The organism is Polaribacter sp. Q13, assembly GCF_016858305.2.
GTDB lineage: Bacteria > Bacteroidota > Bacteroidia > Flavobacteriales > Flavobacteriaceae > Polaribacter.
On record NZ_CP074436.1, the window covers coordinates 3,169,009 to 3,183,288 of the forward strand.

The 14,280-nt window shown below is 32.0% G+C and carries 8 protein-coding genes; 5 read left to right on the forward strand and 3 right to left on the reverse strand.

Going from position 1 to position 14,280, the window contains the following annotated elements:
- Positions 1 to 32 precede the first annotated feature (32 nt).
- The 4 genes from JOP69_RS13310 to JOP69_RS13325 all read left to right on the forward strand — a co-directional run bounded on the left by JOP69_RS13310 (position 33) and on the right by JOP69_RS13325 (position 5,179).
- Positions 33 to 1,112: an efflux RND transporter periplasmic adaptor subunit gene (locus JOP69_RS13310; RefSeq protein WP_203393303.1), complete on the forward strand. Its 1,080-nt coding sequence runs from the start codon at positions 33 to 35 to the stop codon at positions 1,110 to 1,112.
- 236 nt (positions 1,113 to 1,348) lie between these two features.
- Positions 1,349 to 4,543 (forward strand): efflux RND transporter permease subunit, encoded by a 3,195-nt coding sequence (locus JOP69_RS13315; RefSeq protein WP_203393302.1) that lies wholly within the window; start codon positions 1,349 to 1,351, stop codon positions 4,541 to 4,543.
- 100 nt (positions 4,544 to 4,643) lie between these two features.
- Positions 4,644 to 4,949: a hypothetical protein gene (locus tag JOP69_RS13320; RefSeq protein WP_203393301.1), complete on the forward strand. Its 306-nt coding sequence runs from the start codon at positions 4,644 to 4,646 to the stop codon at positions 4,947 to 4,949.
- Positions 4,950 to 4,969: 20 nt separating this feature from the next.
- Positions 4,970 to 5,179: a DUF2892 domain-containing protein gene (locus JOP69_RS13325; RefSeq protein WP_203393300.1), complete on the forward strand. Its 210-nt coding sequence runs from the start codon at positions 4,970 to 4,972 to the stop codon at positions 5,177 to 5,179.
- Between the two features lie 191 nt (positions 5,180 to 5,370).
- Here JOP69_RS13325 and JOP69_RS13330 read toward each other — a convergent pair whose 3' ends face one another.
- The gene (locus JOP69_RS13330; protein WP_203393299.1) at positions 5,371 to 8,109 is read right to left on the reverse strand and encodes an outer membrane beta-barrel protein; all 2,739 of its coding nucleotides are present in this window, start codon (positions 8,107 to 8,109) and stop codon (positions 5,371 to 5,373) included.
- A gap of 183 nt (positions 8,110 to 8,292) precedes the next feature.
- Between JOP69_RS13330 and JOP69_RS13335 the strand changes: the two genes are divergently transcribed.
- On the forward strand, positions 8,293 to 9,108 hold the full coding sequence (locus JOP69_RS13335) for a universal stress protein (RefSeq protein WP_203393298.1): 816 nt from the start codon (positions 8,293 to 8,295) through the stop codon (positions 9,106 to 9,108).
- A 298-nt stretch (positions 9,109 to 9,406) separates the two neighbouring features.
- Here the strand turns inward: JOP69_RS13335 and JOP69_RS13340 are convergent, their stop codons facing one another.
- Together JOP69_RS13340 and JOP69_RS13345 are read right to left on the reverse strand one after the other, a co-directional pair.
- Complete coding sequence (locus tag JOP69_RS13340; RefSeq protein ID WP_203393297.1) at positions 9,407 to 12,856, reverse strand: hypothetical protein; 3,450 nt, start codon at positions 12,854 to 12,856, stop codon at positions 9,407 to 9,409.
- Between the two features lie 155 nt (positions 12,857 to 13,011).
- Complete coding sequence (locus tag JOP69_RS13345) at positions 13,012 to 14,190, reverse strand: acyl-CoA dehydrogenase family protein (protein ID WP_203393296.1); 1,179 nt, start codon at positions 14,188 to 14,190, stop codon at positions 13,012 to 13,014.
- Positions 14,191 to 14,280 lie beyond the last annotated feature (90 nt).

Consider the following 14,280-nt stretch of genomic DNA (forward strand, 5'->3'; position numbering starts at 1 on the left):
GCAGTTTACAGTAAAAAATAAAACCAAATTCAATGAAAAAATACATACACATAATAGCATTATTTACAGCTTCATTAATAATGACGAGTTGTGGAAGTGAAGAAAAAAAGGCAGCAGTAGACAATACACCTGCAATTAAAATTTCAGTTAGCAAAGTTGCCGTAAACAGTAACAGTCCGTTTTTGTCTGTAAGTGGAAAAATACAAGCATCTAACAGTGCAGATTTAAGCACAAGAATGATGGGGTATGTAAAAAAAGTTCATGTAAATGTAGGTGATAAAGTTAGAAAAGGGCAGTTGTTAGTGTCTATTAATAATGCTGATTTACAAGCTAAAAAAGGACAAGTAAACGCAGGAATTACGCAAGCAAAAACTGCTTTTAACAACGCCGAAAAGAATTACAATCGTTTTAAAAATTTATTTGAGAGTAAAAGTGTTACTCAAAAAGAAATGGATGACATGACTGCAAATTACGAAATGGCAAAAGCAGGTTTAGAATCTGCAAATCAAATGAAAAATGAAATTAATGCACAGTTTGCGTATTCTAACATAACAGCGCCTTTTAGTGGTGTAGTTACAAGTAAAAATATTGAAAGTGGCGATATGGCAAACCCAGGAATGCCTTTAATTAGTATAGAAACTCCTAAAGAGTTTGAAGTAATTGCCATGGTTCCTGAGACAGAAATTTCGCAAATTAAAAAAGGAACAACGGTAAATGTATTAGTGAAATCTATGAACAAAACATTAACAGGGAAAGTTACGGAAGTAAGTACTTCTGCTAAAAATACAGGTGGACAATATTTAGTGAAAATAAATTTAGACAAAACAGAGGTGTCTATTTTATCAGGGATGTTTGCTACAGTTCAGTTTCCGGTAGAAAGAAAAGTAAAATCGGAATTGGTTTTAATTCCTAATAAAGCAATTGTAACTAACGGTCAATTATCTGGAGTTTATACGGTAAGTGAAAGTAATACAGCAATGTTGCGTTGGTTGCGTTTAGGTAGAACGTATGGAAATAGTGTTGAGGTTTTATCAGGCTTAAATGCTAATGAATCTTACATCGTTTCTGCGGAAGGGAAGTTATTTAATGGGGCTAAAGTTAGTGTTCAGTAGGCGGTATTCAGTTTACAGTCTCAGTATTCAGTCATCAGTAGGTAGTTGTAGTATACAGTAACGAGTACTCCTTCATGGTTTTAAAAACTTTGTAGGTATAAATAAAATAACAAATTTAGTTAAGAATAAGAATTGTCGCGTTAAGGATAGCAGTGGAAATCCTTTTTTTGCTGCCATATATGGCAAAAAAAGATTGTAACGGATAGCCTGTTAAAACGCCCAAAATATAAGAAAATATGAAAGAAGGTTTAGCTGGAAAAATTGCAAAAGTCTTTATTGGATCGAAATTGACCGTGTTGCTAATGATCGTTTTTATGGTGGTTGGTGTGTATGCTTCGTTTTTGATTCCGAGGGAAGAAGAGCCGCAAATTGATGTGCCCATGGCAGATATTTTTGTGGGTTATCCGGGTGCGAGTCCTACGGAAGTAGAAAGTAGAGTTGTAAAACCTTTAGAGAAATTAATTTCGAATATTAAGGGAGTGGAGTATGTGCATTCTACTTCTATGAATGAAAAAGCAATGGTAATTGTGCAATTTTATGTGGGCGAAGATATTGAGCGTTCTTTTGTGAAATTATACAACGAAATTAACAAACACATGGATCAAATGCCTGCGGGTGTTACGTTTCCGTTAGTAAAAACACGTGCTATTGATGATGTGCCAATGTTGGGTTTAACGTTGTGGAGTGAAAACTACAGCGATTATCAATTAAGTCAAATGGCGCAAGAGTTAGAATCGGAAATTAAGAAGGTAAATGATGTTTCTATTACGCATAAAATTGGTGGAAGAAATCGTCAATTACGTGTAGTTTTAGACAAAGATAAATTGGCCGCAAGCGGATTGGATTTCTTATCGGTTTCTGAAATGATAAAAGCCAATAATACCCAATTAATTTCTGGTAGTTTTGATAAAAATGATACCGAATTTTTAGTAAATACTGGTAAGTTTTTAGCGTCTGTAACAGATGTAGAGAATTTAGTGGTTGGTGTGCAGCAGAACAGACCTATTTATTTAAAGCAAATTGCCAATATTGTAGATGGGCCTGAAATTCCACAAAATTATGTGTCTTTAGGTTTTGGAAAAGGGAGTGAAAAATCTGGAGATTACAAATCTGAATATCCTGCAGTTACAATTTCTGTAGCCAAAAGAAAAGGAGCCGATGCCATGAAAATTGCAGAGGTTATTTTAACAAAAGTAGATCACTTACGAACCACTTTAATTCCGGATGATGTACATGTAGAAATTACAAGAAATTACGGAGAAACAGCGTCTCATAAAGTATCTGAATTATTGTGGCATCTTATTGGTTCTATCTTTGCAGTAACTTTAGTTGTTATGTTAGCAATGGGCTGGCGTGGTGGTTTAGTGGTGTTTTTATCTGTGCCGATTACGTTTGCTTTAACGTTGTTGAGTTATTATATGATGGATTACACGCTAAACAGAATTACCTTGTTTGCGTTGGTATTTGTAACTGGTATTGTGGTAGATGATTCCATTATTATTGCAGAAAATATGCACCGACATTTTAAGATGAAACGACTGCCTTTTAAACAAGCGGCTTTGTATGCAATTAATGAGGTTGGTAACCCAACAATTTTAGCAACATTTACAGTGATTGCTTCTGTTTTACCCATGGCTTTTGTGTCTGGTTTAATGGGGCCTTATATGGCGCCAATGCCAATTGGAGCATCAATTGCAATGATTTTATCGTTATTTGTAGCATTGACAATTACCCCTTATTTAGGATATATTTTCTTAAGAGAAAAAGACAAAAAAGGTGGTGTAGAGAAAGTTGAAAAACCTTTAGAAGAAACTTTTATTTATAGAATTTATAGCAAGTTTGAAAGACCTTTGTTAGAAAACGGAAAGTTACGTTGGTTGTTTTTAGGAGGAACATTTGTTGTTTTAATGGCTACTATGGTCTTGTTTTTTACAAAATCTGTTGCTGTAAAGATGTTGCCTTTTGATAATAAAAACGAATTTCAAGTGGTGATTGATATGCCAGAAGGTACCACTTTAGAAAGAACAGGCGTGGTTGCTCAAGAAATTTCGCAATATTTAGCTACAAGACCAGAGGTGGTAAATTATCAGAATTATGTAGGTACTTCTGCACCAATTACTTTTAATGGTTTGGTACGTCATTACGATTTACGTGGTGGGTCTAATATGGCAGATATTCAAGTGAATTTAATTGATAAAGAACATAGAACGATTCAGAGTCATGGAATTGCAAAATTATTAAGACCAGAAATGCAACGTATTGCTGCTAAATATAATGCAAATGTAAAGTTGGTAGAAGTTCCACCAGGACCTCCAGTTTTATCTACCATTGTTGCTGAGGTATATGGACCAGATTATAATGAGCAAATGAGAATTGCCAATGATGTTCAGAATATCTTAAAAAATACTGCGGATGTTGTAGATGTAGATTGGATGGTGGAAGCAGACCAAAAAGAATATCAATTTGAAATAAATAAAGAAAAAGCAATGTTGTACGGAGTTGCACCACAACAAATTGCGTATACCATGAATATGGCGTTGTCTAACAGACCTGTTACTAATTTGTATGATGAAAATGCCGTGAACCAAGTTGGTTTATTGTTGACTTTAGATGAAAAAGAAAAGTCTACTATTTCTGATATTTCTCAATTGAAAGTAAAATCTAAACAAGGAAATATGGTGCCTATTGCAGATTTGGTGGAAATTAAAGAAACTACAGCCGCAAAAAGCATTTATAGAAAAAATCAAAAACGTGTAGTTTATGTAACTGCTGATATGGCGGGAGAATTAGAAAGTCCGGCGTATGCTATTTTGGGAATGGAAGATAAGTTGAAAGAAATAAAACTTCCTGAAGGCTTTAAATTAAACGAAATGTATTTAGGTCAGCCAGATTTTGAAGATGATTATACTGTGAAATGGGATGGAGAATGGCAAATTACCTTAGAAGTTTTTAGAGATTTAGGAATTGCTTTTATGGGAGCCATTATTTTAATTTATATTTTAATTGTTGGATGGTTTCAAAACTTTAAAGCACCAATTGTAATGATGGTGGCAATTCCGTTATCATTAATAGGAATTATTTTAGGACACTGGATTATGGGTGCCTTTTTTACGGCAACTTCTTTTATTGGAATGATTGCCCTGGCGGGAATTATGGTACGGAACTCAGTGTTGTTAATTGATTTTATCAACTTAAGAACAGATGAAGGTATTCCTTTAAAACAAGCTTGTATTGAGGCAGGAGCAGTAAGAACAACTCCAATTTTATTAACTGCAGGGACCGTTGTAATTGGAGCATTCGTTATTTTGTTTGATCCTATTTTTCAAGGACTAGCAATATCATTAATGGGAGGAACGATTGTTTCTACAGTATTAACGTTGTTAGTTGTGCCATTGGTATATTATATGATAGAGAAGAAAAATTATAAATAGGTATTAATTCTCCCGCAGATTTCGCGGATTTACGCAGAAGAGTTCCATAAAAATCTGCTATTATCCGAGATATCTTCGGGAAGCAAAAAAGAAAAAACTCATGAAATTAGTAATAGTTACAGCAGTCGAAGAATTTCAAAAGGAGGTTTTAAAAATCTTCAAGAAAGCAAATATTGAAAACTTTAGTAGTTCTGATATTGATGGTTATAAAAATGCGCCTTCTTTGTTAAAAGCATCTAACTGGTTTTCTGCAGAAAAGAACGGTAATGAATCTATTATGTTTTTTTCTTTTACTAAAGAGGAAAAAATTGATGGACTCTTCAATCTTATAGCAGCGTTTAATAACAATGCAGAAACTAATAATCCTGTTAGAGGAATTGTTCTTCCAGTAGAAAGATATATATAATTAAAAAAATAAAGTAAGAAATGTTAAATAAATATTTTAGAGTTATAGTAGGAGTAATGGTTTTATTAATGGTTGCATTAACCTACTATGTGAGTGTAAATTGGTTGTGGTTTGGAGTTTTTATTGGATTAAATTTAATTCAATCTGCATTTACAAAATGGTGTTTACTTGAAACGATTTTAGTGAAATTAGGTGTTAAAAAAGAAGGTGGTTCTTGTTCTTCTTGTTAGGTTACTTTTAATAACACTGATATAACAAACCGACTGTTTTAAAAGGTTTTAATCTTGTCATACGGAACTTGTTTCAGCATCTGAACGAACTGAAATTGAATATTTATAAGAAGCTAGAATAAATTTAGATTTACAAAAAAAGGTTGATGAAAGTAATTTCATCAACCTTTTTAACAAAACAAACCCTATTTTTAATGATATCTTCTTCCTCTTTTTGGTTCAAACTTTTTTCCTTCACCACCTAAACTATTAAATTTCCAGGTAAAAGTTAGCATTGCATATTGTTTTAAAACGGTACTAGAAGAATCTTGAATATAATCTTCTGTAGCTACTCTTCTTGCGTTTGTATTCTGATTTAAAATATCATACACTTTTATACCAACCGCTCCTTGATCTTTTAAGATTGAATAACGCAAAGTGGTATTCCAAAACCAAGCACTTTTTTGAAACCCGTCTGCAATATTTGGGTTGAAATTATATTTTACATCATTTCGCCATTCTAGCTTTTTAGGTAAAAAGGTAGAGGTACTTATTAATACATCATGACTTGTAAAATTTTTATCACTAAAACTATCTATGTCGTACGTGTTTCTGTTAAAAGAAATGGAGTATGAAGGTCTAATCTGTAAGATGTCATCCCACATAAAATCGAAACCAATTCTTGGCGAAATAGAGGTTGCTTTACTAGAGTATTGTACGCCATTGTTAAAGTTAATATTTTTATTGTGGTTACCGAAAACTCTAAATTCTGATTTTAAGCTACCAAAATCTTCCCATTTTTTTGTAACGCTATAACTTCCGCCAGCTTGTACGCTATAAAAACCATCTACGTTGGCATAAGAAGTCTCTCTAATAAGAGTGTTAGGATCAATTACGGTATTTGCAACTACTCTGTCATTCGTTAAAGAAATATTACCAAATGCCCAGAAACCAGTTCTTTCTTTCCAATTAAAATTAGATGCTCCAAAACGTAAGCTGTGTGTTTTAGTTGGGGCTAATTCTGGATTACCTGTTACAATGTTTAAAGGATTAGATTCGTCTCTAAATGGCTGTAATTGAGATAATGAAGGCGTTCCGTTTTTAAAATTATATCTTAATCGGTAACTACTTGTTCTGTCTTTCCTAAAACGAATATTTACGCCGTATTCTAAATTATTAAATTCTCTTTCTAAATTGGTTTCTGGCCTTAAAAAATCTGTGTTTTTTAAAGTCCTGTTTAGGTAAGCGATGCTTGCAGATGTAGACCATTTTTCATTTCTGAATGATAGCTTTGCACGTGGTTTTTTAACGTTATCTTGATATTCAAAATCGGTACTTAATAGGTCGCTAAAATCGGTGTAGTTGTTGGTGTTTTTATCAAAATTAAACGTACTTCTTTTCTTTTGAGTTTTTGTATTGGAATATTCATAACTAACATCTAAATATAAAAGTCTAGATAATATTGGATAACGATAGGTAACTTCACTACCAATTTTTGTTTTGTCTGTATTTCCATCAGAAAACTGATCTCTAATTATTTGATTTGGGCTATCTCCATAAATATTGGTTTCAGATTTCACCAAGTCTTCAGTATCAGAGTTATTTACATTTGCTGTAAGTTCTACTCTTAAAAAAGCACCTCTATCACCAAACATTTTGGTTAAATTTACCTCATTATCAAACTTTTTACTATTAGAGTCTGCAATAGAATTAGAGTTAGAATCGTTGGTAAGTGTACTGCTATTATTAAAACTTTCAGAAGCACTGGTGTAAGTGTTCTTATTTATATCTGCATTAAAATCAGATTCAATATCAATTCTAAAAGTACTGTCTATTTCAATTTCAAAATCTACGCTTGCATCATGACTATTACTTTCATTAAAAGAAGTATTGTTAGAATTTGTGGTAAAGCTAGTTCCATCAGCTAAAAATGTTTCACGGTTTTGGGTTGTTTTATTATCGGATTCACTGTTTTTATAAAAATAATCTGTAGAAAGCTCAAACATTTTTCCAAAAGCATTGATGTAATTTAGACCATAGTTATTAGAAGTAACAATACCTTGTCCACCACCAAAACTTCTGTTATTACCACCAAACTGTAAACGTTGGTTTCCGAAACTAAAACCAGGAGAATTTACATTGTTACCACCTGCTAAAAGACCAATTCTTTCACTTTGTTTAAAACGAGTGGCCATACCTGCATACTCATACTTTTTGTCTGTACCAATACCAGCGGCAGTTTTACCAAAATAGCCTTTATTATTTTCTTTTTTAATAGTTAAGTTAATGGTTTTATTTTCACCATCAGAATCTTCACCAGAAAAAGCCTGAGCATTTGTTTTTGTATCAGAAATTTGTATTTTCTCGATAATATCTTTCGTTAAATTTCTCGTAGTAATAGTAGGATCATTTCCAAAGAAAGGTTTTCCGTTTACGAGTATTTTATTAACTTCTTTTCCGTTTACGGTTATTTTTCCTTCATCATCTACTTCTACACCAGGTAATTTTTTTAATAAATCTTCTACATTAGCATCCTTCTTGGTTTTAAAAGATTTTACATTAAATTCTACCGTATCTTTTTTAATGGTGATGGGTGCACTAGATCTAATTACAACTGCATCTAATACATTAGCTGGTTCTAAAATTAAGGTACCAATATTTTGGTCTTTTACACTTATTATTTTTGTATAAGGTTTGTAACCAATATAAGAAACGACTAGTTTTACTTTAGCATCTGCAGTTTTTCCACCAATATTAAAATAACCTTTAGAGTTGGTAATTGTATAGGCAATGATGCTGCTGTCTTTTAATCTTTCTGTATGTACCGTTGCAGATTCTAACAATTCATTATCTTCTAAAGATTTAATTGTTCCGGTAATTTCGAATTTTTTTGATTGAGAATAGGTAATGCAGCTTAAAAGTAAGAAGGTAAGGAATGTAATTTTCTTCATTATTGTGGGTTGGTTGAATATATGTAACTATTTTTATAAGTAAAGGTTTAATTTGAAAATTAGAAATTCAGGTGTTTTAACAAAATTTTAGGAAAACTAGTACGTTGTTTTTTTGAATAAATTGATCTGTGTCATTTTAGAATTTATTTATGATATTTAAATTTGGGGGTTAAATTTCACAAAATGAAAAAAATAGTATACACTACAGATTATTCAGAAAATTCAATACCAGCATTAAAATATGCTTTTAGTTTAAGTGAAAAATTACAGGCAAGTTTGTTTGTGATTTATGTGTATGAATTTGTGTCAGATAGTTTTGGGGGCAAGACCAAAGAAAAACATAACAAGATACTAACAGATTTTTGTAAGGTACATTATGGGGGAGATATAGAAAAATTGGACGTAAGTTTTGAGGCAATTGCCGATGATTCTGTGATAAACGGAATTCTAAAAAAAGCCAATAGCTTACATGCAGATTTAATAATAAGTGGGACAAAAAGTGAAATGGGGCTGAAAGAATTACTTATAGAAAATAAAGCAAAAGAACTTATATCAAAAGCACTTTGCCCTGTTTTAATTGTGCCAAAGAATGCAAACCTATATAGAATGGATACAATTGTGTATGCTTCAGATTTTGAAGAAGAAGATGTCTGTGCAATTGACAATTTAGTCAGTATGGCTAAACCTCTTAATGCTAAGATACAAATCGTTCATATTTCTGCACTAAAAGATGGTACCGAAATAAAAAAGAGGGATTGGTTTATGAATTTGTTGAATGAAAAAGTAAAATATAATAATATTGATATTGAAATAATTTATGGAGAAAATATTTTTGAGTCTTTAAAAACCTATTTAGAAGACAAAAATGCAGATATGGTTACGATGTTAGAAAGAAATTCAAAAGGAATAATAAATATGCTTTTTCATGTAGATTTAGTGAAGAAAATGGAAACTTTAGGAAACATTCCATTAATGAGTTTTAATGAAAATAGGTTGTAAGGTTCATGTAACCTTTTCTTATTTTCGAAATATAATTTATGAACGTTTATAAATTATGGTTATTTTAATTTATTCTAAATAAACACTATATTTGCGACATAATTATTTATTATGATCGTTTTTTATACTGAAAATAAGCCTGTAGCTTCTCTATTAAATACATCTGTATGTGATAGTGTTTGTTCTTCAAATTGCATAAAACCAAAGAGTAACTGTTGCAATAAGTATAAAAAAAAGGGCATCAACTGTAAGCGATGCCCTAATATTTTGCTAAAAGCTTCTTAGCGTAAATTATTTATTATCCCTTTCTGTATAAAGGATCTGTACCTATTGTACCCATTAAACTTTCTAGGTATTCCGTAGAATTTACATACTTATATTGTAATTTTAAGTTTTCTAAACGAGTATTGATATCCATTTCAGAAGTAATAGAATTATTATAAGGATTTGCTATAAAATCTTCAGAATATTTAATCTGATTCGCATAGAAAGCGATATCCTTTTGTTGTTTTAATTGCAATCTTTCTTTATACCAATCGCTATTAATCACATAATCTCTTTCAAACAGTTCGCGTAATTCTGGGTCACTAATGTGTTTTCCTTCATAATTACCATATGCCATAATGTGTAAAAGTACTTTTAAAGGCGGAATTGCAGCAGCGATACTACCATCTTCAAAATAGTTTAAAGCTACTTTTTGTTGTGCTTCTACAATATTTTTAATTCCGTCTACATAATCTTCTAAACCTTGCATTTCTGGTTTTAACATTCTTTCGCTAAAAACAGCTGTAGGCTCATCAAAAATTCGATGCATACATGTATAAGAGAAATTTTTTGTAATTCTATACCCTAATCTACTTGCTAAAATAGTTTCTCCTTCGTATTCAAAATCATTAATTTTTTCTAAAGAACCATTTTTAATTAACTCTTTAGGATCTCTATCTTTCGGTTCTAATCTTGCCCATATTTCAGGAATTAATAAACTTACATCGTGGTCTATTTTATTTTCTGCACCTACATAACCTGCAGCGGTACTAAAACCGTTAGATTCGGTTAAAATATGAGATAACAATGCATTGTTTAAGTCTGTTGTTGGCGTTAACATGTTAAAAGGTGCTTTTGTTAAAGCTCCTTCCGTACCAGCACCGGTTGTAGATGGAGATTTACCTGTTAAACTACAGATAAAGTCCATAAATAATTCTGGTGCTTCTTGATAGTGAATTGGGTTGTAAACTGCTAAAGGTCTTATTCCTGCAGCTTTATCCACAGGGTTATTTCTTCTACCTGGTAAAACCGCATTTACCACATGATATACAGGTTCGTTTAAGTTAATTTTTCTTACCAAACGAACACCAATATCTGCTAAATAAGTTTCTTCTGTTTCTACAACATTTTTACAAGGCTCTAGATAACGAGGGTTTTTTGTTGGTTCTCCGTTTACAATTCTAGTATGAGAAGGTAGCGCAAAAAACGCTTCTTTTTTATCACTTTTTACAATACTTTCTACAAAGTCTTTAACAGGTTGTGTGTATTTATCAAAGTTGATGGTGTCTTCATATAAAGCAATTGCATCTTCTTTTTTTAGTAATTCGTAGTTGGTTAAAAAACGTCCGTTTGTTACTAAATCTAATTCGGCAGCTTTATCGTAACCTCTTACTACGGCTTCATCTGGTCTTTGAAAAAGATGCGCTTCACAATTAGTTAATAATTTTAAACTCTTATTTGTAAATTCTGGATTTAAGTTTTTTAATTGATTTCTTGGTATGGTAATAGAAGCTGTAATATCATCTTCTGTTTGTACTTTTTCTGAAGGAGAAAAATCTGAACGCAGTTTGTTTAACATCCAGTTTCCTTGCTGGTTAAAACCGATACGAACATAACTACCTACAACGGGTGTGTTGTTGTATAAAAGGCTTGTTCCTTTTTTTCCGTTGATAATTTCTACAGACATACAATCTTTCCAGTTGAAATTTCCGTGTGCTTGTCTAAACAACCTTTTTACAAAAAGGACCAAAGAACGAATGTGAACAGGAATTTCTTCTAAAAATTGATTAAACTCATCAGAATTATGCTTCGACGGAATTAATAATTTAACGGCAGAACTTAACGTTCTTTTTTCACTTAAAAAAGATCTAGATACAGGTCTGTTAGGATCTTTTACTTTCCATCGATTAGAATAAACGTATTCTATAATTTCGTCTGCTTTTTTAAAGTCTTCTTCTATATTATGAATATTAAAAGTACTATACGTAATTGCATTTTGCATTGGTTTAGAAATCTCAGATTTACCACCACCAGAAACAGTACAAGGTTTATGGCAAAAAACACCTTCTGCAAAGGTTTCTATAATTCTCCATAAATCTATTGATTTATGTTTTTCTAATTTTAATTTACTTCCAGTAGGATGTACATAAGTTTTGTAAGGAGACAATGTTAATTTTTGCTCTTTACTATTATGCATCCAAGTAATACTGTTGGTGTTGGTGTTTATGTATGAAAATTCTGGAATGTAAACAATATTTGGGTATTTTTTATCTACCGCATAATTTTCTGGTTTTACTTCTATACTATCTCCTAAAAGTTGTTTTACACCCTCAAAAGTATGTTTAAAGTTATAGTACTCAGATTGCACTTTACCATCTACGGTATCTCCCATCACTCTTCTAGCAAATGCAATGGCACCACCAGCATGTTCTTCTTCTACTAAACCAAATAAGTTGGCAGAGTAGCTAATTTGCGTTTTAATTTCTTTTTTAGAGTATCCGTAGTAATTGTCTGCAATTAACGTAATAACAACACCTCTATCATCTCTACACGTAATTTTAAAAGCACCACCTTCATTATAAAGTTCGTTTTCATCTTTCCAACACATTTCGTCTTTTCTTTGACGTTCTGTAGCATCATCAAAATGAGGTAAACCCACATCTTTCTTTTTTAATTCTTTTAACTGAGGCGCTAAAACAATACAACCTGTGTGCCCAGTCCAATGCTCTGTATCTAAGGCAGCATCATTTTGTGCTAAATTATGATCTCCTGCATTACCGAAAATAGATTCAACAAAATCTAAATTACTGACCAAGTTTCCTGGAACAAAAAAGTGAACTTCTAACGATTTTTCTGAAATGACTCCTTTTACCTCCGGACAAACCACAGGTCTTAAAAGTGATGAAACCATTACCTTTGCTTGGTTTTCTTGACTAGAAGTAAACGGAAGTGTTTTTAAATCATCCGAAGGATTAAAAGCAGAATGTAATAAATGAGCAAAAGTTTCTTTTGGCACCTCTTTTTTATCTAATGGTACAGGTAAACTACCTTCCACAATATGAAAAGTACCTTTTGTGGTTCTTTTATCGTTTAAAGGATTGTTTAAAATACCTTGTTTTACTCTATTTGTGGTAACTAAATCGCTTTTAAAAGTATCTCCATCTGGCGGCAAACTAATCTCTCTTGCTTGACCTTTTTTAGATAAAACAAGAGTGTTGTTTGGTATTACAAGAGATTTATTAATAGATACCTCTTTTAAATAATCATTAATAAATTCTTGTATTCTTGTATCTATAGGAGAAAGATGGTTAGATAATAATCTTGATCTCTGCTGAATACTTGTAATAAGACTACCCGTTAATTCTTCAAATTTTGGATCTAAAAATTGAGTAGAATTTTCTGGTTTGTCTTTAAAAGTAGGCTGCCCTAAAGAAGCTAATTGTAGGTTGATAAACTGAATAATGTCGTTTCTCGTTTCTTGCATGATTGTAATTTTATTCAACGATAAAAATAATGTATAATTCTTAAAGCTAAGTTGTTGAAATACTGTGTATTTATAGTTTGTTGAAAATAGATCGGTTTAGTTGTTTTTGTGATAATTTCAACATTGTTTAAACGTTTAACCAAATGTAAGAAAAATTATTTAAATGCACTTAAACCAGTTACATCTAAACCTGTAATTAATAAATGAATATCATGCGTTCCTTCATAGGTAATTACGCTTTCTAAATTCATCATGTGGCGCATAATAGAGTACTCTCCAGTAATACCCATTCCGCCTAACATTTGTCTTGCTTCTCTTGCAATGGTAATTGCCATATTTACATTATTAAGTTTTGCCATAGAAATTTGAGCAGAAGTTGCTTTTCCTTCATTTCTTAAAGTTCCAAGCCTCCAAACCAATAATTGGGCTTTGGTGATTTCTGTAATCATTTCTGCTAATTTTTTCTGTTGTAATTGAAACTGGCCAATCGGTTTGCCAAACTGTTCTCTTTCTTTACAATAACGCAAAGCGGTATCATAACAATCCATAGCCGCACCAATTGCTCCCCATGCAATTCCGAATCTTGCAGAATCTAAACAACCTAACGGAGCTCCTAATCCAGATTTGTTAGGCAATAAGTTTTCTTTAGGCACTTTTACATTGTCAAAAATAAGTTCTCCGGTTGCAGAAGCACGCAAAGACCATTTATTATGAGTTGTAGGCGTTGTAAAACCTTCCATTCCGCGTTCTACAATTAGTCCATGAATTCTACCTTCTTCATTTTTTGCCCAAACCACAGCAATTTGAGCAAAAGGCGCATTAGAAATCCACATTTTTGCACCGTTTAAAAGATAATGATCTCCCATATCTTTAAACTTCGTTTCCATCCCGCTAGGGTTGGAACCATGATTTGGTTCTGTTAAGCCAAAACATCCCATCCATTCGCCAGAAGCTAATTTGGGTAAATACTTTTTACGTTGTACTTCATTTCCATATTTAAAAATAGGATACATTACTAATGAAGATTGTACAGAAGCGGTAGAACGAATTCCAGAATCGCCTCGTTCTATTTCTTGCATTATTAATCCGTAAGAAATTTGATCTAAGCCTGCGCCACCATATGCTGAAGGAATATAAGGGCCAAAAGCACCAATTTCTGCCAAACCATTTATGATTTGAGTAGGAAACTCTGCCTTTTGAGCATATTCTTCAATAATAGGAGAAACAGCTCGTTTTACCCATTCTCTAGCTGTATTTCGTATTAATTTGTGTTCTTCTGTTAATAAATCATCTAGATTATAATAATCTGGGGCTTGAAAAAGGTCTTGTTTCATGTTGAGTTTCTTTTAAAATTAGATAATTCTAAATTTACATGTTCATTTATTAAAGAATATGTAAATTTAATCCAAAAATAAGGATTGTAA